The 21,927-nt window shown below is 69.0% G+C and carries 16 protein-coding genes; 15 read left to right on the top strand and 1 reads right to left on the bottom strand.

What is annotated here, in order from left to right; genetic code table 11:
* Positions 1-278: 278 nt before the first annotated feature.
* From tig to clpX, 4 genes are all read left to right on the top strand, one after another.
* A complete protein-coding gene (tig, locus tag G9272_RS16290; RefSeq protein WP_171397251.1) occupies positions 279-1,655 on the top strand; it encodes a trigger factor in 1,377 nt (458 codons plus the stop codon).
* Between the two features lie 476 nt (positions 1,656-2,131).
* A complete protein-coding gene (locus tag G9272_RS16285) occupies positions 2,132-2,737 on the top strand; it encodes an ATP-dependent Clp protease proteolytic subunit (RefSeq protein WP_028806515.1) in 606 nt (201 codons plus the stop codon).
* A gap of 390 nt (positions 2,738-3,127) precedes the next feature.
* A complete protein-coding gene (locus tag G9272_RS16280; RefSeq protein WP_020127827.1) occupies positions 3,128-3,808 on the top strand; it encodes an ATP-dependent Clp protease proteolytic subunit in 681 nt (226 codons plus the stop codon).
* A 182-nt stretch (positions 3,809-3,990) separates the two neighbouring features.
* Positions 3,991-5,280 carry an ATP-dependent Clp protease ATP-binding subunit ClpX gene (gene clpX / locus G9272_RS16275; RefSeq protein WP_020127826.1) on the top strand — a complete coding sequence of 430 codons (1,290 nt, stop codon included), beginning with the start codon at positions 3,991-3,993 and terminating at the stop codon, positions 5,278-5,280.
* Positions 5,281-5,356: 76 nt separating this feature from the next.
* Here the strand turns inward: clpX and G9272_RS16270 are convergent, their stop codons facing one another.
* Complete coding sequence (locus G9272_RS16270) at positions 5,357-6,364, bottom strand: hypothetical protein (RefSeq protein WP_171397250.1); 1,008 nt, start codon at positions 6,362-6,364, stop codon at positions 5,357-5,359.
* Positions 6,365-6,500: 136 nt separating this feature from the next.
* On the opposite strand from G9272_RS16270, the gene G9272_RS16265 reads away from it, so the two are divergent.
* From G9272_RS16265 to G9272_RS16215, 11 genes are all read left to right on the top strand, one after another.
* Positions 6,501-9,125: a valine--tRNA ligase gene (locus tag G9272_RS16265; protein ID WP_171397249.1), complete on the top strand. Its 2,625-nt coding sequence runs from the start codon at positions 6,501-6,503 to the stop codon at positions 9,123-9,125.
* Between the two features lie 107 nt (positions 9,126-9,232).
* Positions 9,233-10,756 carry a bifunctional tetrahydrofolate synthase/dihydrofolate synthase gene (folC, locus tag G9272_RS16260; protein ID WP_171397248.1) on the top strand — a complete coding sequence of 508 codons (1,524 nt, stop codon included), beginning with the start codon at positions 9,233-9,235 and terminating at the stop codon, positions 10,754-10,756.
* Positions 10,757-10,767: 11 nt separating this feature from the next.
* A complete protein-coding gene (locus tag G9272_RS16255; protein WP_171397247.1) occupies positions 10,768-11,133 on the top strand; it encodes a DUF4233 domain-containing protein in 366 nt (121 codons plus the stop codon).
* A gap of 64 nt (positions 11,134-11,197) precedes the next feature.
* Positions 11,198-11,611 carry a nucleoside-diphosphate kinase gene (gene ndk, locus G9272_RS16250; protein ID WP_171397246.1) on the top strand — a complete coding sequence of 138 codons (414 nt, stop codon included), beginning with the start codon at positions 11,198-11,200 and terminating at the stop codon, positions 11,609-11,611.
* Positions 11,612-11,842: 231 nt separating this feature from the next.
* The gene (locus tag G9272_RS16245) at positions 11,843-12,862 is read left to right on the top strand and encodes a rod shape-determining protein (protein ID WP_020127820.1); all 1,020 of its coding nucleotides are present in this window, start codon (positions 11,843-11,845) and stop codon (positions 12,860-12,862) included.
* 182 nt (positions 12,863-13,044) lie between these two features.
* Positions 13,045-13,983, top strand: coding sequence for a rod shape-determining protein MreC (gene mreC / locus G9272_RS16240; RefSeq protein WP_171397245.1), 939 nt, complete (start codon positions 13,045-13,047; stop codon positions 13,981-13,983).
* 14 nt (positions 13,984-13,997) lie between these two features.
* Entirely contained in the window at positions 13,998-14,669 is a 672-nt protein-coding gene (gene mreD / locus G9272_RS16235) for a rod shape-determining protein MreD (protein WP_171397244.1), read from the top strand.
* 154 nt (positions 14,670-14,823) lie between these two features.
* On the top strand, positions 14,824-17,073 hold the full coding sequence (mrdA, locus tag G9272_RS16230; RefSeq protein ID WP_171397243.1) for a penicillin-binding protein 2: 2,250 nt from the start codon (positions 14,824-14,826) through the stop codon (positions 17,071-17,073).
* Entirely contained in the window at positions 17,070-18,269 is a 1,200-nt protein-coding gene (gene rodA, locus G9272_RS16225) for a rod shape-determining protein RodA (RefSeq protein WP_171397242.1), read from the top strand. Before mrdA ends, rodA begins: the two co-directional genes overlap by 4 nt.
* A gap of 102 nt (positions 18,270-18,371) precedes the next feature.
* Positions 18,372-19,877 carry a CYTH and CHAD domain-containing protein gene (locus G9272_RS16220; RefSeq protein WP_171397241.1) on the top strand — a complete coding sequence of 502 codons (1,506 nt, stop codon included), beginning with the start codon at positions 18,372-18,374 and terminating at the stop codon, positions 19,875-19,877.
* A 91-nt stretch (positions 19,878-19,968) separates the two neighbouring features.
* Positions 19,969-21,921, top strand: coding sequence for a TIGR03960 family B12-binding radical SAM protein (locus G9272_RS16215; RefSeq protein WP_171397240.1), 1,953 nt, complete (start codon positions 19,969-19,971; stop codon positions 21,919-21,921).
* Positions 21,922-21,927 lie beyond the last annotated feature (6 nt).

Below are 21,927 nucleotides of genomic sequence, written 5' to 3'. Positions count from 1 at the left end.
ACGACCGGCCGCGAGCGGCCACCGATCCGGCCGGTACCGGTCGGCACCGGCCTCCGACCCGGCCATCAGCGGCCACCGAACGGCCATCACCGGCCGTCACCGGCCATCTGCGCGGTCACCTCGCTTGATCGCCTTTGGGGCGTGTCCTCGCTGCCGTTACTATGCAAGCTGCACGCCCGTGTGCCTCATCCTCTGGTAGGTCCTCCGGGCGGCGAATCCGCGGGAGCCGGTCTGGCTCCGGCAGAAACCAAGAAGTCAGCCCCCAAGGAGACCGAACCGTGAAGAGCGCCGTGGAGACCCTGAACCCGACTCGGGTTCGGCTCAGCATCGAGGTGCCCTTCGAGGAGCTCAAGGACAGCCTCGACGCGGCGTACAAGAAGATCAACCAGCAGGTCACGGTGAAGGGCTTCCGCAAGGGCAAGATCCCCGCCCGGGTGATCGACCAGCGCTTCGGCCGTGGCGCCGTGCTGGAGGAGGCCGTCAACGACGCGCTGCCGAAGTTCTACACGGAGGCGGTCAACGAGGCCGAGATCGACGTCCTCGGCCAGCCCGAGGTCGACATCACGGAGCTGAAGGACGGCGAGACGCTGAACTTCACCGCCGAGGTCGACATCCGTCCCTCCCTCGAGCTCCCCGAGGACTTCTCCTCCATCGAGGTCGAGGTCGACGCCGTAGAGGTGTCCGAGGAGGACATCGACAAGGCGGTCGAGCAGCTCCGTGAGCGCTTCGCCTCGACCTCCCCGGTCGAGCGTGCCGCCGAGGACGGCGACGTCGTGACCGTCGACCTGGAGGCCAAGGTCGACGGCGAGATCCTCGAGGACGGCGTCGCCAGCGGCGTCTCCTACACCATCGGCTCCGGCGAGCTGCTGGAAGGCATCGACGAGGCCGTGAAGGGCCTGGAGGCCGGTGGCGAGGCCACCTTCACCTCCGAGCTCAAGGGCGGCTCGGCGGCCGGCAAGGAGGCCGAGGTCACCGTCAAGGTCACCCAGGTCGCCGCCCGCGAGCTCCCCGAGCTGGACGACGAGTTCGCGCAGCTCGCCTCCGAGTTCGACACCCTCGAGGAGCTCAAGGCGGACAGCCGCAAGCGCCTCGAGAACACGAAGCAGTACGACCAGGCCACGCAGGCCCAGGAGCGCGTCCTGGAGAAGCTGCTGGAGCTCGTCGAGGTGCCCGTCCCCGAGAAGCTGCTCGAGGACGAGGTCAACACCCGCAAGCACAACCTGGAGCACCACCAGCTCGGCCAGATGGGCCTCGACCTCGACAAGTACCTGGAGATCCAGGGCAAGACCGCCGAGGAGTTCGAGACCGAGACCCGTGAGGCCGCGGTCAAGGGCATCAAGACCCAGTTCGTGCTCGACGAGCTCGTCAAGCGCGAGAAGCTGAACGTCAACCAGGAGGAGCTCACCGAGCACCTCATGCGCCGTGCCGCCTCCTCCGGCATGTCCCCCGACCAGTTCGCCCAGGCGGTCGTCGAGGGCGGCCAGGTTCCGCTCCTGGTCGGCGAGGTCGCTCGCGGCAAGGCTCTGGCCACGGTCGTCGAGTCCGCCACGGTGAAGGACACCAACGGCGAGGTCATCGACCTGGACGACGAGGAAGACGCCACCGAGGAAGACGCCACCGAGGCGGCGACCTCCGAGGAGAACACCGAGGCCTGAGCGGCCTCGCGTCACCTCTGACGCAGACACGAGGGGCCCCGGGGCGGTATGCGCTCCGGGGCCCCTCTGTCATGGGAGGGCCGGGCAGGCTCGCCCGTGCGGGCATGGGCACCATGGGCGGTCACAGAGCTGCCGGGGCTGCCACAAGGCGCGACCGGTCGCAGGGCGGCCCGCAAGCCGGTGCCGGGGTGCGGCTGCGCGCGGCGGCCCGGGTGGCGCCGGTACGGCCTTCGCGGCGGCGGAGGCGCGGCCCCGCTGCGGGGTGCGACCGTCCGCGGACGGCCCGTGGCCGCCCACGGAGGAGAGCCCCACGTCTACGCCCCCGGCGAACACTCTCCTCTCCGGGATTCCCCGAAGGGACCCGCGCGTTAGGGTCCATGAGTACGAGGGCAGGGGACTCTCCGTTGCCCCCGGCAGTACACGTGAGACGGCCCGGCGCCGTCGTAAGACGAGCAGGTGGATACGTGACGAATCTGATGCCCACAGCCGCCGGCGACCCCATCGGTGGTGGCCTCGGCGACCAGGTCTACAACCGGCTGCTCGGCGAGCGGATCATCTTCCTCGGCCAGGCGGTCGACGACGACATCGCCAACAAGATCACCGCACAGCTGCTGCTCCTTGCCGCCGATCCGGACAAGGACATCTACCTGTACATCAACAGCCCCGGCGGCTCGATCACGGCCGGCATGGCGATCTACGACACGATGCAGTTCATCAAGAACGACGTGGTGACCATCGCCATGGGTCTCGCGGCCTCCATGGGCCAGTTCCTGCTCAGCGCGGGCACGCCCGGCAAGCGCTTCGCGCTGCCGAACGCCGAGATCCTGATCCACCAGCCCTCCGCGGGCCTGGCGGGCTCGGCCTCCGACATCAAGATCCACGCCGAGCGGCTGCTGCACACCAAGAAGCGCATGGCCGAGCTGACCTCCCAGCACACCGGCCAGACGGTCGAGCAGGTCACCCGCGACTCGGACCGCGACCGCTGGTTCGACGCGTTCGAGGCCAAGGAGTACGGCCTCATCGACGACGTCATCCCGACGGCCGCCGGCATGCCGGGCGGCGGCGGCACCGGGGCGGCCTGAGGACCACTGACGGCAGCAGGGCCACGCAGGGCGCTCCGCGGAGCCCCCTGACTCCCTGAGCCTCTTCCGGAGTCTCCGGGAGCCCCCTGGACCCTGCGGAGTCCCGAAAGCCCTCGGAGGCCCCGGAGTTCCGAAAGGTCCCGGGAGCACCCAGAGGCCCGCGGAGTTCCGGAGCTCCTCGGAGGCCCTTCGAGAGTCCCGGACTCCCGGACTTCCAGGAGCCCCCTCGGAAGCCCTCGAAGCCCCAGGAGCTCCAGGGAGCCCCTGGGGGCCTCCCGGAGCCCTTCAAGGTCCCGCAGGGCCTCCCGGGTCACCGAGGACCTCGGAAGCCGTCAGTGCCCCATCCAGCCCCTCCAGCCCACCGCCCCAGTCCTCTTTCCAGGAGACACCGTGAACGACTTCCCCGGCAGCGGCATCTACGCCCGCACCGAGGCCGAGTACACCGGCCCTCGCGCCGAATCCCGTTACGTCATCCCGCGCTTCGTCGAGCGCACCTCCCAGGGCGTTCGCGAGTACGACCCGTACGCGAAGCTCTTCGAGGAGCGCGTGATCTTCCTCGGCGTGCAGATCGACGACGCCTCCGCCAACGACGTCATGGCGCAGCTGCTGTGCCTGGAGTCGATGGACCCCGACCGGGACATCTCGGTCTACATCAACAGCCCCGGCGGCTCCTTCACGGCGCTGACCGCGATCTACGACACGATGCAGTTCGTGAAGCCCGACATTCAGACGGTCTGCATGGGTCAGGCGGCCTCCGCCGCCGCGATCCTGCTGGCCGCCGGTACGCCGGGCAAGCGCATGGCGCTGCCGAACGCGCGCGTGCTGATCCACCAGCCGTACAGCGAGACCGGCCGCGGTCAGGTCTCCGACCTGGAGATCGCCGCCAACGAGATCCTCCGGATGCGCGCGCAGCTGGAGGACATGCTGGCCAAGCACTCGACCACGCCGATCGAGAAGATCCGCGAGGACATCGAGCGCGACAAGATCCTTACGGCCGAGGACGCGCTGGCGTACGGACTGATCGACCAGATCATCTCCACCCGCAAGCTGAACAACAACTCGCTCGTTTGACGCACGGGGTCGTCCCGTTCGGGCCCCCCTCGGGGCGGTGTGACAGGGTCCACGTCACAGTGAACCGTGCCAAGGGGGGCCCGAACGGGGGGCCAGGCAAGGTACCGTCGGAATAAGGCAGCACCAGGAGCCGCTGGATTCGAAAGCGTCCAGTCGTCTCCCAGGCGAAGGGGAAGCACACCGTGGCACGCATCGGTGACGGCGGCGATCTGCTCAAGTGCTCGTTCTGCGGCAAGAGCCAGAAGCAGGTCAAGAAGCTCATCGCAGGGCCCGGTGTGTACATCTGCGACGAGTGCATCGATCTCTGCAACGAGATCATCGAGGAAGAGCTCGCGGAGACGAGCGAGGTCCGCTGGGAGGAACTCCCGAAGCCGCGCGAGATCTACGAGTTCCTCGAGGGCTACGTGGTGGGCCAGGAGCCCGCCAAGAAGGCCCTGTCGGTCGCGGTGTACAACCACTACAAGCGCGTCCAGGCGGGTGAGAACGGCGGCGGCCAAAGCCGCGAGGACGCCATCGAGTTGGCGAAGTCCAACATCCTCCTGCTCGGCCCCACCGGCTCGGGCAAGACGCTCCTGGCGCAGACCCTGGCGCGCATGCTGAACGTCCCGTTCGCGATCGCCGACGCCACGGCGCTGACCGAGGCGGGCTACGTCGGCGAGGACGTCGAGAACATCCTGCTGAAGCTGATCCAGGCCGCGGACTACGACGTCAAGAAGGCCGAGACCGGGATCATCTACATCGATGAGATCGACAAGGTCGCGCGGAAGAGCGAGAACCCCTCCATCACCCGTGACGTGTCGGGCGAGGGCGTGCAACAGGCCCTGCTGAAGATCCTGGAGGGCACCACCGCCTCGGTCCCGCCGCAGGGCGGACGCAAGCACCCGCACCAGGAGTTCATCCAGATCGACACGACGAACGTGCTGTTCATCGTGGGCGGTGCCTTCTCGGGCCTGGAGAAGATCATCGAGACCCGGGCCGGCGCCAAGGGCATCGGGTTCGGCGCGACGATCCGCTCCAAGCGCGAGCTGGAGTCCAAGGACCAGTTCGAGGCCGTCATGCCGGAGGACCTGGTCAAGTTCGGCATGATCCCGGAGTTCATCGGCCGTCTCCCGGTCATCACCTCGGTCCACAACCTGGACCGCGAGGCGCTCCTCCAGATCCTGATCGAGCCGCGCAACGCGCTGGTGAAGCAGTACCAGCGGCTCTTCGAACTCGACGGTGTGGAGCTGGACTTCGAGCGGGAGGCCCTGGAGGCCATCGCCGACCAGGCCATCCTCCGCCAGACCGGCGCCCGCGGCCTGCGCGCCATCATGGAGGAAGTCCTCCAGGCGGTCATGTACGAGGTCCCGTCCCGCAAGGACGTGGCCCGCGTCGTCATCACGGCGGACGTGGTCCTCTCCAACGTCAACCCGACCCTGATCCCGCGAGACGCGCGCGGCGGCCGTGGCCCGGGCGAGCAGAAGACCGCCTGATCCGCACCCGTACGACGAAGGGGCCCCGGTCGACCGACCGGGGCCCCTTCGTCGTTGAGTCGAGCGGTCCGAGGCGTCAGGCCTTGACGCGGACCTCGTCACGCAGCTTCGTGGTGATGTCGACCGCCGCGTCCTTGGTGATGCTCTTCGTGTTGTCGCCCGGGGACACCATGGCGATCGTGCTGTAGTCGGACCAGACGCAGAACCAGTCGGTCGACTCCTTCTTGGTCAGCGAGTTGGTGCTCTTCGCCGACTGGCACTTCATGAGCGCGCCGTCGATGTCGGCCTCCTCGGGCTGGCCGATCAGCTCGGTCTTGCCCTGGGTGCTGCTCGACGAGCTGGAGGAGTTGCTGTCCTCGAGTTCCTTCTGGATGGCGGCGAAGTACTGGTCCAGGGCCGTCTCGGGGTCCGCGATCTCGCCGTATCCGCCCAGCATCGTGATGCCCTTGGCGGTGAGCAGCTCCGCCTCGCTGGGCAGGTCGGCGGAGTCGGGGTTCTCCGGGTCGTAGTCGCCGAAGTCGGCCGTCGACCACTGCCCGACGACGGCCTTGCCGCCCTTGACGCCGCTGGCCGTCAGATACTTGGTGGTGTCCGAGTCGCTGCTCTCGCCGCCCTTGCCGACCTGCTTGTACTCGGTGATCACGGTCGCCGGGGTGTCCAGCTTGTGTGCGCCGTCGTCCTCGAGGCCGCCGCCGCTCCCGCCGATCACGAAGTACGCGCCCACGCCGATCGCGGCGACGACCGCGATCGCGCCGATGATGATGCCCGCCTTCTTGCCGCCGCCGCTCGGGGCCGGGGGCTGCGGGACGCCGTAAGGAGGCTGGCCGTAGGGCGGCTGCTGGCCGTACGGAGGCGCCGGCTGCTGACCGTACGGCGGCTGCTGGCCGTAGGGCGGGGTCTGCGGGGGTACGCCCTGCGGGGGCTGCTGCGGGAAGCCGTAGCCGGGCTGCGGGGCGGGAGGCTGCTGGGGGTAGCCGTAGCCGGGCTGGGGCGCCTGCGGCGGCTGGCCGTACGGGCCTTGCTGGCCGTACGGTCCGGGCTGCTGGGGCGGCCCGCCGTACGGGCCCGGCTGGTTGTGACTCATTTCTGGGTTCCCCTCCAGATGCTTATGTGATTTTCACATCCTGGCTCAAAGCCAACACCTGCACGGCGGCGGGGCCCCCACCGTTACAGAGCAAACACGTTTCGGGACGGCGCCGTGACACCCCTAAACTGGGCCCGTGACCGAGAACGCTCAGCAGCAGCCATCAGCGCCCCACACCGAACTGCCGACCCAGTACGCGCCGGCCGATGTAGAGGGGCCGCTGTACGAGCGCTGGGTAGAGCGGGGCTACTTCGAGGCCGACGCGAAGAGCGAGAAGCCTCCGTACACCGTCGTCATCCCCCCGCCGAACGTCACGGGCAGCCTGCACCTCGGGCACGCCTTCGAGCACACCCTCATCGACGCCCTCACCCGCCGTAAGCGCATGCAGGGCTTCGAGACGCTGTGGCAGCCCGGCATGGACCACGCGGGCATCGCCACGCAGAACGTCGTCGAGCGGGAGCTGGGCAAGGAGGGCAAGTCCCGGCACGACCTCGGCCGTGAGGCGTTCGTCGAGCGCGTCTGGCAGTGGAAGGGCGAGTCCGGCGGCCAGATCAGCGGCCAGATGCGCCGCCTGGGAGACGGCGTCGCGTGGTCGCGCGAGCGCTTCACCATGGACGAGGGCCTCTCCCAGGCCGTCCAGACCATCTTCAAGCGGCTCTACGACGACGAGCTCATCTACCGCGCCGAGCGCATCATCAACTGGTGTCCGCGCTGTCTCACCGCGATCTCCGACATCGAGGTCGAGTACCAGGACGACGACGGCGAGCTCGTCTCCATGAAGTACGGCGAGGGGGACGACACCATCGTCGTCGCCACGACCCGTGCCGAGACGATGCTCGGCGACACGGCCGTCGCCGTCCACCCCGACGACGAGCGCTACAAGCACCTGGTCGGCAAGGAGATCCGCCTTCCGCTGACCGACCGCTCCATCCCGGTCGTCGCCGACACGCACGTCGACCCCGAGTTCGGTACCGGCGCCGTCAAGGTGACCCCGGCCCACGACCCGAACGACTTCGAGATCGGCCAGCGCCACAACCTGCCGTCCCTCACCATCATGGACGAGCACGCCGTCATCACGGCCCACGGCCCCTTCCAGGGTCTGGACCGGCTCGAGGCCCGCTCCGCCATCGTCGCCGCCCTGCGTGCCGAGGGCCGGATCGTCGCCGAGAAGCGGCCGTACGCCCACTCCGTCGGCCACTGCTCGCGCTGCAAGACCACCATCGAGCCGCGCCTGTCCATGCAGTGGTGGGTCAAGGTCGGCCCGCTGGCGAAGGCGGCCGGTGACGCCGTCCGTGACGGCCGCGTCAAGATCCACCCCCAGGAGATGGAGAAGCGCTACTTCGACTGGGTCGACAACCTCCACGACTGGTGCATCTCGCGGCAGTTGTGGTGGGGTCACCGCATCCCGGTCTGGTACGGGCCGAACGGCGAGGTCGTCTGCGTCGGTCCCGACGACGAGGCGCCGAGCGGTGAGGGCTGGCGTCAGGACACCGACGTCCTCGACACCTGGTTCTCCTCCGGCCTGTGGCCGTTCTCCACGCTCGGCTGGCCCGAACAGACCGAGTCGCTCGCGAAGTTCTACCCGAACTCCGTCCTGGTCACCGGCTACGACATCCTGTTCTTCTGGGTCGCCCGGATGATGATGTTCGGCCTGTACGCGATGGACGGCACCCCGCCGTTCCACACCATCGCCCTGCACGGCATGGTCCGCGACCAGTTCGGCAAGAAGATGTCGAAGTCCTTCGGCAACGCGGTCAACCCGCTGGACTGGATGGACAAGTACGGCTCCGACGCGCTCCGGTTCACCCTGGCCCGTGGCGCCAACCCCGGGGTCGACGTCCCGATCGGCGAGGACTGGGTCCAGGGCTCCCGCAACTTCGCCAACAAGATCTGGAACGCGACGCGGTTCGCGCTGATGAACGGCGCCACGGTCGACGGCCCGCTGCCGGACGCCTCGCAGATGTCGGCGACCGACCGCTGGATCCTCTCCCGTCTCAACTCCGTCGTCGCCGAAGTCGACGCGCTCTACGAGGACTACCAGTTCGCGAAGCTCTCCGACGCGCTGTTCCACTTCGCCTGGGACGAGGTCTTCGACTGGTACGTCGAGCTGTCCAAGACGACGTTCATGGCCGGCGGTGAGCCTGCGAAGGTCTCAGGCCGCGTCCTCGGCGAGGTCCTCGACGTCACCCTCAAGCTGCTGCACCCGGTGGTCCCGTTCGTCACCGAGACGCTGTGGACCACGCTCACCGGAGGCGAGTCGGTCGTCATCGCCGAGTGGCCGAAGGACAGCGGTTTCCGGGACACGGCCGCCGAGAAGGAGATCGAGAGCCTTCAGTCGGTGATCACCGAGGTCCGCCGCTTCCGTGCCGACCAGGGCCTCCAGCCCGGCCAGCGGGTTCCGGCCCGCCTGACCCTCGACGGCACCGCGCTCGCCCCGCACGAGACCGCCATCCGCCAGCTCCTCCGCCTCCAGCCGGAGGGCGACGCCTTCTCGGCGACGGCGACTCTGCCGGTCGCGGGCGCCACGGTCGCGCTGGACCTGTCCGGCACGATCGACGTGGTCGCGGAGCGCAAGCGCCTTGCCAAGGATCTGGCGGCCGCCGAGAAGGAGAAGGCCCAGGCCAACGCCAAGCTCGGCAACGAGGCGTTCCTGGCGAAGGCCCCGGACAACGTGGTCGAGAAGATCCGCACCCGCCTCGCCAAGGCGGACGAGGACATCGCCCGCATCCAGACCCAGCTGGAGCGCCTGCCGCAGGCGTAGGCACCGTGGGGCGCCCTGGCAACGCCTGACGACGAAGGCCCCCGGGACCGTTACGGTTCCGGGGGCCTTCGCCCACGTCTGTCACCGGCCGTCCGTAGACTGGCCCCGTGAGCGAGCTCCCCCCGAACGGCAACCAAGACGACCTGCCCGACCCTCTCGATCCCTTCGACGAGATCATCGCGGAGGAGACCGACCGCGACCCCGATCTCGCGGTCATCGAAGCCGGCAGCCGCACCCTCCGCACCCAGGGCGGCGCGCCGCAGGCCGATGTGCCCACGCGTCCCGAGGACCCCGAGGTCGACAAGGCCCTGCGCGAGGTCGAGGCGGAACTGGCCACCCGCTGGGGCGAGACCAAGCTGGAGCCCTCGGTCGACCGCATCGCCGCGCTGATGGACGTGCTGGGGGACCCGCAGCGGTCGTATCCCTCGATCCACATCACCGGGACCAACGGCAAGACCTCCACCGCCCGCATGGTCGAGGCCCTGCTGGGCGCCTTCGACCTGCGCACGGGCCGGTACACCTCCCCGCACGTCCAGTCGATCACCGAGCGGATCAGCCTGGACGGCGCGCCGATCTCCGCCGAGCGGTTCATCGAGACGTACGAGGACATCAAGGCGTACGTCGAGATGGTCGACGGCACGCAGGAGTACCGGCTGTCCTTCTTCGAGGTGCTCACCGGCATGGCGTACGCCGCCTTCTCGGACGCGCCGGTCGACGTCGCCGTCGTGGAGGTGGGGATGGGCGGCTCGTGGGACGCGACCAACGTGATCGACGGTGACGTCGCCGTCGTCACGCCCATCGACCTGGACCACACCGACCGGCTCGGGGAGACGACCGGTGAGATCGCCGCCGAGAAGGGCGGGATCATCAAGCAGGACGCCACCGTCATCCTGGCCCAGCAGCCCGTCGACGCGGCCCAGGTGCTGCTGAAGAAGGCCGTCGAGGTCGACGCGACCGTGGCCCGGGAAGGGCTGGAGTTCGGGGTCGTCGCCCGCCAGGTCGCCGTCGGCGGACAGATGGTCACCCTGCGCGGCCTGGGCGGCGAGTACCCCGAGGTGTACCTGCCCCTGCACGGCCCCTACCAGGCGCACAACGCGGCCGTCGCGCTCGCCGCCGTCGAGGCGTTCTTCGGCGTCGGCTCGCAGCGTCCCGATCCGCTCGACATCGACACGGTCCGCAAGGCCTTCGCGGCCGTCTCCTCGCCGGGCCGCCTCGAGGTCGTACGGCGCTCCCCGACCGTGGTCCTCGACGCCGCCCACAACCCGGCCGGCGCTCGTGCCACCGCCGAGGCCGTCGGCGAGGCCTTCGACTTCAGTCGGCTGATCGGCGTGGTCGGGGCAAGCGGCGACAAGAACGTGCGAGGGCTCCTGGAGGCCTTCGAGCCGATCTTCGCGGAGGTCGTCGTCACCCAGAACTCCAGCCACCGCGCGATGGACGCCGACGAACTGGCCGCGATCGCCGTCGAGGTGTTCGGTGACGACCGCGTCCAGGTCGAGCCGAGGCTGCCCGACGCTCTGGAGGCGGCGGTCACGCTCGCCGAGGAGGAGGGCGAGTTCGCGGGCGGCGCGGTGCTGGTCACCGGTTCCGTCATCACAGTCGGCGAGGCCCGGCTGCTCCTCGGAAAGGGCTGAGGTCCCCCACCATGCGTACGCTCTGCTCCTCGACCCTGATCGGCGAGTTCTTCGTCATCGGCTTCGCCGGTCTGGTCGCCATGAAGGACGCCGACCTGTCCACCGCCACGGTGTGGACGGTGTGCGGCATCGCCATGTTCCTCAGCGTGCTGCTGTGCGGCATGGTCACCCGGCCCGGGGGCGTCGCCCTCGGCTGGGCGCTTCAGATCGCCCTCGTCGCGTCCGGCTTCTTCGTCCCGATCATGTTCTTCCTGGGGGTGCTCTTCGGGGCCCTGTGGTGGGCGTCCGTGCACTTCGGGCGCAAGGTCGACGAGGCGAAGGCGCGCTTCGCCGCACAGGCCGCCGCAGGCTCTCCGGATACCGCTGACGCTGCGTGACAAGTGGCCGGATACGACCTGTAACCTCATCCCACCGCACCCCGGCAGTAGAAGGAGTCACCTCGTGAGCCAGCGCACCCTCGTCCTGCTCAAGCCCGACGCCGTCCGTCGTGGCCTGACAGGCGAGATCATCAGCCGTATCGAGCGCAAGGCCGGCTGGCAGATCACCGCGCTGGAGCTGCGGACCCTGGATCAGGACACGCTGGAGCAGCACTACGGCGAGCACAAGGGCAAGCCCTTCTACGAGCCGCTGGTGGAGTTCATGGCCTCCGGTCCGGTCGTCGCGCTGATCGTCGAGGGCGACCGGGTCATCGAGGGTGTGCGCGGGCTCGCGGGTCCGACCGACCCGATCGCCGCGGCCCCCGGCTCCATCCGCGGCGACTACGGCGTGATCGTCCGCGAGAACCTGATCCACGCCTCCGACTCCGAGGAGTCCGCCGAGCGCGAGGTGAAGATCTTCTTCCCCGGCCGAGCCTGATCCGACGGCGGCCGGAGCGGCTGAAACGGGCGATCGAGGGAACGTGAGCCCCCGAACGCCCGTCTCCGGAAGCGAACCCACACAGCATCTGCAAACAATGGCGGAGACCGCTCCGCAGTGTTCGTGCAGGCGCGTTTACGATGGAAGCCTTCACGTCACAGCACCCACCTCGCCGACCTGATAAGCCCTCAAAGCTCATGGAAGGCCAGTCGAATCCTGATGGGGAACTCAATGTCGTTCATCGGCCGTGACATGGCTGTCGACCTCGGGACCGCCAACACGCTGGTGTACGTCAGGGGTCGCGGGATCGTACTCAACGAGCCGTCCGTCGTCGCGATCAACACCAACACCGGTGGCATCCTCGCGGTCGGCGCCGAAGCGAAGAAGATGATCGGGCGCACGCCCGGCAACATCGTTGCCGTGCGTCCGCTGAAGGACGGCGTGATCGCCGACTTCGAGATCACCGAGCGGATGCTCCGCTACTTCATCCTGAAGATCCACAAGCGGCGGTATCTGGCTCGTCCGCGGGTCGTCGTCTGTGTGCCCTCGGGCATCACGGGTGTCGAGCGCCGCGCCGTCATCGAGGCGTCGACCCAGGCCGGCGCCCGTCAGGTGCACATCATCGAGGAGCCCATGGCCGCGGCCATCGGCTCCGGCCTGCCGGTCCACGAGGCCACGGGCAACATGGTGGTGGACATCGGCGGCGGCACCACGGAGGTCGCGGTCATCTCGCTCGGCGGCATCGTCACCGCCCAGTCCATCCGCGTCGCGGGCGATGAACTGGACAACGCGATCATCCAGCACATCAAGAAGGAGTACAGCCTCCTCCTCGGTGAGCGGACGGCCGAACAGATCAAGATCACGATCGGTTCGGCCTACGACCTCGACGACGACCAGCACACCGAAATCCGCGGCCGGGACCTCGTGTCCGGGCTGCCCAAGACCGTCGTCATCTCGGCCGCCGAGGTGCGCAAGGCGATCGAGGAACCGGTCAACGCGATCGTCGACGCCGTGAAGACCACCCTCGACAAGTGCCCGCCGGAGCTGTCCGGCGACATCATGGACCGCGGAATCGTTCTGACCGGCGGCGGAGCCCTGCTGCGGGGTCTGGACGAGCGGCTGCGCCGGGAGACCGGCATGCCCATCCACATCGCCGAGGACCCGCTGGACAGCGTGGCGCTCGGCTCCGGAAAGTGCGTGGAGGAGTTCGAGGCGCTCCAGCAGGTCCTGGACGCCGCGCCCCGCAGATGACGTAACACTTCGATTCCGCCGTACGGGATGATCCCCTCTCGTGCGGCGGATCGTTGATATCGAGGCATAAGCTCCCACAAAGCGCCCTTGGTCATCTTGGCCCGGGGCTACCCCAATTCCTGCTTCCTGCTTCCTGATTACTGTTCTTGGTTTTTTCTCGAGGAAGGGCACGGCCGCCGCACGTGAGGGACACACGAGAGAGCCGGCTGCTCCTGGTGCTGCTGATCGCCGTAGCGTTCGCGCTGATCACGGTGGACATCCGGGGTGGGGAGGATTCCCCGGTCGACGGTGCCCGGCAGGCCGCGGCCGCGGCCTTCGGCCCGATCGAGAACGGCGTGTCGTCGGCGGTGGATCCCGTCGGCAACGCCGTCTCCGCCGTCCGGGACTCCGGTGAGCGCCATGACCGGCTCACCGATCTGGAGAAGGAGAACGCGGCTCTCAAGGCGAAGCTCGGCAGCGACGACCGCAACCGCAGCCGGCTGGCGCAGCTCGACAAGATGCTGAAGATCGCCGGCACGGGCCAGTACGGCATCAAGGGCGCGGAGGTCATCGCGATAGGAGCGGCCCAGGGCTTCTCCTGGACCATCACCATCGACGTCGGCGCGAACGACGGCGTCAAGCGCGACATGACGGTCCTCAACGGGGACGGCCTGGTCGGGCGGGTCACCACCGTCGGGCCCGACACCGCGACCGTGCTCCTGGCCAGCGACCCCGACTTCACCGTCGGCACGCGGATGGAGGCGTCCGACGAGCTCGGCTTCGCCTCCGGACAGGGCGACCGGCCGCTGCGCGTCGAACTCCTCAACGGCAAGGCCGACGTGAAGAAGGGCGACCGGCTGGTCACCTTCGGCTCGCAGGCCGACAAGCCCTTCGTGCCCGGCGTCCCCGTCGGCGTCGTCTCCCGCGTCGACCCCTCCGGCGGCGACCTCACCCGCACCCTCTACGTCACGCCGTACGTCAGCTTCACCAAGCTCGACATCGTGGGCGTGGTCGTCGAGGCCCCGAAGAAGGATCCGCGCGACACCGTGCTCCCCTCGAAGCCCAAACCGGTCCCCACGCCGACGGTGACCGTGACGGTCACTCCGAACGCGAACGCACCCGTAGACGGCCAGCAGCAGTAGGAGCTGACAACCCCATGCGCGTCAACCGGATCCTGCTCTCCGTCCCGCTGGTCGTCGTCGCCCTGGTGATCCAGGTGAGTGTTCTCGCCCGCCTCCACCTCCCCGGCGCCGTCCCCGACCTCCTCCTGCTCACCGTGCTGGGCCTCGCCATGGTCTACGGCCATGTCGGCGGCGCTCTCATCGGCTTCGGCGCCGGTCTGCTCGCCGACCTCGCGCCGCCCGCCGACCACGCCGCCGGGCGCTACGCCCTCGTGCTGTGCGTGATCGGCTATCTCGCCGGGCTCATCAAGCCCGAGAGCGGGCAGATCAAGTCGGCCACCGGCCCGATGGTCGTGGTCGTCGGGGCCGCGATCGGCTCCACCCTGCTGTACGCCGGAGTGGGCGCCCTCGTCGGTGACACCGCCGCCCGCCATGTCGGCCTCACCGGGCTGCTGTTCACGGCCGGCCTGTACGACCTGCTGCTGGCCCCGTTCGTCGTCCCCGCGATCATGTTCCTGGCGCGGCGCGCCGACAACGACCCGCTCGCGGAGACCAACTCCGCCGCCAAGAGCCCGAACATCTCGTCCGGCTGGCTCTCCTCCGGGACGGGTCTCAGGATCGGCGGGCAGCGCAACGGGCTGAAGCTGAAGGCGGCCCGCTCACGCGGGGCGCGCGCCGGTCGTATCAAGGGGGTCAAGCGGCTGTGAGCGCGAGCGCCGGCGTGCGGAGCGCGCCAGGGGACGGATCACCCGAACGGGGAAGTTCCGGCGGAACGAGGCTCCACAGGCTGATCGTTCATCATTCGTCCGCGCACACAGGTTCGCGTACGGAGTTCGCGTACGGAGAGGGGGAGGCACCGCAGTGACCAACATTCCCGAGACCGGTCGGACCCCACGGGTCCAGATCAGGCTCGTCGTGATCCAGATCCTCGTCCTCTCCCTGCTCGGCACCCTCGGCGGCCGCCTGTGGTACCTACAGATCCGGGAGGGCGCGGAGTACGCCAAGGAGGCCTCCGGCAACCACGTCCAGCAGGTCGTCGAACCCGCCGTACGCGGCTCGATCCTGGACGCGCGCGGGGTGGCCCTCGCCGACAACGAGACGCGGCTCGTGGTCTCCGCCTCCCGCACCGACCTGCTGAAGCAGAAGGACGACGGCAAGGCGGTCCTGGCCAAGCTCGCGGGCGTCCTCGGCATGAGCGCCGAGGAGGTCGCGCAGAAGGTCCGGCTGTGCGACTCGAAGACGCCCCAGCCCTGCTGGAACGGCTCGCCGTACCAGCCGATCCCGATCACCGACGAGGCCACCGCCAAGCAGGCCCTCCAGATCCGTGAGCGCGCCGAGGACTTCCCCGGCATCACCGCCGAGCCCGAGGCCGTGCGTCGTTACGCGGCCCCCGGCAACGCCAACACCGCCCAGGTCCTCGGCTACCTCTCCCCGGTGACGGACGACGAGATCACCAAGGCCCAGGACTCCGACTCGCCCTATCTGCGCTCCGACCAGGTCGGCCGCAGCGGCCTGGAGCGCCAGTACGACAAGGAGCTGCGCGGCAAGGCCGGCGTCACCCGCTACGAGGTGGACAACCTCGGCCGTGTCATCGGCCAGGCCGAGGCGGACGCGGCCCAGCCCGGCTCCAACCTCGTCACCAGCATCGACGCCCGCGTCCAGCGGGTCGCCGAGTACGAGCTGAACAACGCGATGAAGATCGCCCGCACCCAGTTCGACAAGATCACCGGCGAGAACTACAAGGCCGACTCCGGGGCGGTCGTGGTGATGGAGGCCAAGACCGGCCGTGTCGTCGCCATGGCGTCCGCCCCGGCCTACGACCCCAACGTCTGGGTCGGCGGCATCTCCGCCAAGGACTACAAGAAGCTCACCGGGAAGAACTCCGACTACCCGCTGCTGAACCGGGCCATACAGGGTCAGTCCGCGCCCGGTTCGACCTTCAAGGTGGTCTCCACGGCCGCCGCGGTCGAGGCGGGCTACGAGTGGGACGGCGGCTACCCGTGCACCAGCTCGTACTCGGTGGGCGGCCAGGTCTTCAAGAACTTCGAGGGGGAGAGCTTCGGCCCCATCTCGCTCGGCCGGGCCCTGGAGGTCTCCTGCGACACCGTCTTCTACGGTCTCGCGGACCGGGAGTGGAAGAAGGACGGCGGCATCAACCCGGCGAAGGGTGAGCCCAAGGACTACTTCTACAAGGCCGCCCACCAGTTCGGTCTCGGCAAGGAGACCGGCATCGACCTGCCCAACGAGGTCACCGGCCGCGTCCCGGACCGTCAGTGGAAGGAGTCCTACTGGAAGGCCAACAAGGACTCCTGGTGCAAGTACGGCAAGAAGGACGGCAGTTACGTCGAGAAGATCGCGTACGAGAACTGCCTCGAGGGCAACAAGATGCGCGAGGGTGACTCGATCAACTACTCCATCGGCCAGGGCGACACCCTCGTCACCCCGATCCAGGAGGCCGTGATCTACGGGGCGCTCGCCAACGGCGGCACGATGTACACCCCGACCATCGGCAAGGCGATCGTCAGCGCCGACGGCAAGACCGTCCAGGAGATCAAGCCCAAGGTCCAGGGCAAGCTGCCGGTCGACAAGGCGACGATCAAGGGCATGGACGCCGCGCTGGAGGGCGTGGTCACGCGCGGTACCGCCGCCTGGAAGTTCGGCGGCTGGCCGCAGGAGGAGATCCCGCTGCACGCCAAGACCGGTACCGCGGAGGTCTACGGCAAGCAGACGACGTCCTGGCTCGCCACGTACAGCAAGGACTACACGGTCGTGATGACGATCGCGCAGGCCGGTACCGGTTCGGGCGCCTCCGGTGAGGCCGTGCGGCACATCTACAACGCGATGTACGGCGTCGCCGACGACGGCAAGATCGACAAGAAGAACGCCCTGCTGCCCACCCCGCAGACCAGCCTGCCGAAGGTCCAGGCGGACGGCACGATCAAGGCCCCGAAGGTCTCCAAGGACCCGGCGAAGGAGCAGCGCGTCAGCCAGGAGGGCGCGCCGGAGCCGGACGAGACGCAGCCGGGGGCCACCGTGCAGCAGAACACCAGCACCAACCGCGACACCCGCAGGCGACGGCGGAAGAGGGGAAGCCGGAGGATGTGCACATGACCGGCGCGAACGGATTCTCCGTCTCCGGATACGGGCCCGAGCGGGCCGGCTGGACCCGGGTCTTCGCCCGTGACTCGATGGCCCGGCGGCTGGACTGGCCGATACTGATGTCGGCGATCGCCCTGTCGCTGATCGGCTCGCTCCTGGTCTACTCGGCGACGCGCAACCGCACCGAGATCAACCAGGGCGACCCGTACTACTTCCTCGTCCGGCACCTGATGAACACCGGCATCGGGATCTGCCTGATGATCGGCACCATCTGGCTCGGCCACCGCACCCTGCGCAACGCGGTACCGGTCCTCTACGGCCTGTCGCTCATGGGGATCCTGGCGGTGCTGACGCCGCTGGGCTCGACGGTCAACGGCGCGCACTCCTGGATCGTGGTCGGCGGCGGCTTCTCGCTCCAGCCCTCGGAGTTCGTGAAGATCACGATCATCCTGGGCATGGCGATGCTGCTCGCGGCCCGGGTCGACGCCGGCGACAAGCTCTACCCCGACCACCGCACGGTGCTCCAGTCCCTCGGGCTCGCGGCCGTCCCCATGCTGATCGTGATGCTGATGCCCGACCTCGGGTCGGTCATGGTCATGGTGATGATCGTGCTGGGCGTGCTGCTGGCCTCCGGCGCCTCCAACCGCTGGGTCTTCGGACTGCTCGGCGCCGGCGCGGCCGGCGCGATCGCCGTCTGGCAGCTGCACATCCTGGACGAGTACCAGATCGCCCGCTTCGCCGCCTTCGCCAACCCCAGCCTCGATCCCGCGGGCGTGGGCTACAACACCAACCAGGCGCGGATCGCGATCGGCTCCGGCGGCCTCACCGGCGCCGGGCTGTTCCACGGCTCACAGACGACGGGCCAGTTCGTCCCGGAACAGCAGACGGACTTCGTGTTCACCGTCGCGGGCGAGGAACTGGGCTTCATGGGCGCGGGCCTGATCATCGTCCTGCTCGGTGTGGTCCTCTGGCGCGCCAGCCGCATAGCTCGCGAGACGACGGAGCTGTACGGCACGATCGTCGCCGCGGGCATCGTGGCCTGGTTCGCCTTCCAGTCCTTCGAGAACATCGGGATGACCCTGGGGATCATGCCGGTGACGGGTCTGCCGCTGCCGTTCGTCTCCTACGGCGGCACGTCGATGTTCGCGGTCTGGGTGGCGGTGGGGCTGCTCCAGTCCATCCGGGTGCAGCGGCCCATGTCGGCGTAAGAGGCACGAGAAAGCGCCAGACCTTCTGTTTTCCCCTGGTGGGGTCGTGATTCGGGTCTGCGCACACTGCCGTTCCGGCCCGACTCCGACTAGGTTCGATTTATGACGGAGACGAAACGCGAGATCGAGCGCAAGTACGAATCCGATGAGAGCGGGCTGCCCGACCTGACCGGTGTCGCCGGGGTCGCGTCCGTCCTCGACAAGGGCGTCACCGAGCTGGACGCGACCTACTACGACACCTCCGACCTGCGCCTGGCCTCGGCCTCGATCACCCTGCGTCGCCGCACCGGGGGCTCCGACGCCGGCTGGCACCTGAAACTGCCGGTGGGACCCGGTGTCCGGGACGAGATCCGGGCCCCGCTCTCCGACGCCGTACCCGACGAGCTCGCCGGGCTGGTCCGCTCCCGCGTCCGTGAGGGACAGCTCGTGCCCGTGGTGCGGCTGCGCTCCAGCCGGGACATCCGTGAACTCGTCGACGCCCGGGGCCGGCTGCTCGCCGAGGCGAGCGTGGACGCCGTACGCGCGGACCGGAAGTTCGGCGGCGAGGGCAGGGCCCAGTGGACCGAGATCGAGGTGGAGCTCGCCGACGGGGGCGATCCGGTCCTGCTCGACAAGGTGGAGAAGCGGTTGCGCAAGGCGGGCGTACGGCCGTCGAAGTCGGCGTCGAAGCTGGCGCGGGCGCTGGCGGAGACGAAGGGCGGGCACCCGCGGCCGAAGGACAAGGGCCCCGTCGAGCCCGTCACCGCCGGTGACCACGTCCTGGCGTACATCCGTGCCCAGCGGGACGCGATCGTCGAGCTGGACCCGGCCGTGCGCCGGGACGCCGAGGAGTCGATCCACGACATGCGGGTCGCCACCCGCCGACTGCGCAGCACGTTCCGCTCCTTCCGCAGGGTCCTCGACCGCGAGGTCACCGACCCGATCGGCGCCGAACTGAAATGGCTGGCCGGGGAGCTGGGTGTGGGCCGCGACCACGAGGTGCTGGCCGAACGGCTGGACGCGGCCCTCGACGGACTTCCCTCCACCCTGGTCTCCGGCCCGATCCACGACCGGCTGCGCGCCTGGGCCAAGGCCGGGGAGCACGGGTCCCGCCGCAGGCTGCTCGGCGTGCTCGACTCGCAGCGCTATCTGGCGCTCCTCGACAGCCTGGACGCCGTGGTCACCGACCCGCCGACGCTCGAGGCGGCCGGCAGGAAGCCGGACAAGGTGCTCGCCAAGGCCGTACGCAAGGACTTCGGGAAGGTGTCCGCGCTGGTCGAGGAGGCCATGGAGCAGCCGCCGGGCACCGACCGCGACCTCGCGCTGCACGAGGCCCGCAAGAAGGCCAAGCGGACGCGGTACGCGGCCGAGACGGCCGGCCCGGCCCTCGGCGGCACGGCCAAGACCCTCGTCAAGTCCATGAAGTCGCTCCAGAGCCTGCTCGGCGACCATCAGGACAGCGTCATGGCCCGCATCACCCTGCGGGAGCTGTCCGCCGTGGCGCACGCGGCGGGGGAGAGCGCCTTCACGTACGGCGTGCTGTACGCCCGTGAGGAGCGGCGCGCGGAGCGGGTGGAGGAGGCCCTGCCGGCGGAGTGGAAGAAGACCAGCGGTTCGATGGAGGTTTAGCGCCGGGAGCTTCGCGGACGGGGGAGTCCTCCGAGCGGGTTACGCTTGATGGTCACCCCTGTCCCCGCCAGCTCACGAAGGTAACGCCGCGATGTCTGTCGAGTCGGTCTTCCCGCAGCTAGAAGCCTTGCTCCCGCATGTGCAGAAGCCGATCCAGTACGTGGGCGGCGAGCTCAACTCCACCGTCAAGCCCTGGGAGTCCTGCGACGTCCGCTGGGCGCTCATGTACCCGGACGCGTACGAGGTCGGACTGCCCAACCAGGGCGTCATGATCCTCTACGAGGTGCTGAACGAGCAGGAGGGGGTCCTGGCCGAGCGCACGTACAGCGTGTGGCCGGACCTGGAGGCGCTGATGCGGGAGCACGCGGTCCCGCAGTTCACCGTGGACGCCCACCGTCCGGTGAAGGCCTTCGACGTGTTCGGGCTGTCCTTCTCCACGGAGCTGGGCTACACGAACATGCTCACGGCGCTGGACCTCGCGGGTATCCCGCTGGAGTCCAAGGACCGCGGTCTCGACGACCCGATCGTGCTGGCGGGCGGCCATGCGGCCTTCAACCCCGAGCCGATCGCCGACTTCATCGACGCGGCGGTCATCGGCGACGGCGAGCAGGCCGTGCTGGACATGACGAAGATCATCCGCGAGTGGAAGGCGGAGGGCCGGCCGGGCGGCCGCGAGGAGGTCCTCTTCCGTCTCGCGAAGACGGGCGCGGTGTACATCCCGCGGTTCTACGACGTGGAGTACCTGCCGGACGGCCGGATCGCCCGGGTGGTGCCGAACAAGTCGGGCGTTCCGTGGCGCGTGTCGAAGCACACGGTCATGGACCTGGACGAGTGGCCCTACCCCAAGCAGCCGCTGGTCCCGCTCGCCGAGACGGTGCACGAGCGCATGTCGGTGGAGATCTTCCGCGGCTGCACCCGCGGCTGCCGTTTCTGCCAGGCCGGCATGATCACGCGCCCGGTGCGCGAGCGGTCGATCACCGGCATCGGCGACATGGTCGAGAAGGGCCTGAAGGCGACCGGCTTCGAGGAGGTCGGCCTGCTCTCGCTGTCGAGCGCCGACCACAGCGAGATCGGCGAGGTCGCGAAGGGCCTCGCGGACCGCTACACGGAGGACAAGATCGGTCTGTCCCTCCCCTCCACCCGCGTGGACGCCTTCAACGTGGACCTGGCGAACGAGCTGACCCGCAACGGCCGCCGGTCCGGCCTGACCTTCGCCCCCGAGGGCGGCTCGGAGCGCATGCGCAAGGTCATCAACAAGATGGTCTCCGAAGAGGACCTGATCCGGACGGTCTCCACCGCGTACGGCAACGGCTGGCGCCAGGTGAAGCTGTACTTCATGTGCGGTCTGCCGACGGAGACGGACGAGGACGTCCTCCAGATCGCGGACATGGCGATGAAGGTGATCGCCGAGGGCCGCAAGGTCTCCGGCCAGAACGACATCCGCTGCACGGTGTCGATCGGCGGGTTCGTGCCCAAGCCGCACACCCCGTTCCAGTGGGCGCCGCAGCTCTCCGCCGAGGAGACCGACGCGCGACTGGAGAAGCTTCGGGACAAGATCCGCGGCGACAAGAAGTACGGCCGCTCGATCGGCTTCCGCTACCACGACGGCAAGCCGGGCATCGTCGAGGGTCTCCTCTCGCGCGGCGACCGTCGTATCGGCGCCGTCATCCGGGCCGTCTACGAGGACGGCGGCCGCTTCGACGGCTGGCGCGAGCACTTCTCCTACGACCGCTGGATGGCCTGCGCGGACAAGACGCTGCCCGCCTTCGGCGTGGACGTCGACTGGTACACGACACGTGAGAAGTCCTACGAGGAGGTCCTGCCCTGGGACCACCTGGACTCGGGCCTCGACAAGGACTGGCTCTGGGAGGACTGGCAGGACGCCCTCGACGAGACGGAGGTCGAGGACTGCCGCTGGACGCCTTGCTTCGACTGCGGGGTGTGCCCGGCGATGGACACCCACATCCAGATCGGTCCGACCGGGAAGAAGCTGCTGCCGTTGACGGTGAAGCAGCCGGCCGGGAGCGCGGCGCACAGCCACTGAGGATTC

The organism is Streptomyces asoensis, assembly GCF_013085465.1.
GTDB classification, from domain to species: Bacteria; Actinomycetota; Actinomycetes; order Streptomycetales; family Streptomycetaceae; genus Streptomyces; species Streptomyces cacaoi_A.
Note: the sequence above shows the minus strand (reverse complement) of the source record. Positions and strands in the feature narration are given on the sequence as shown.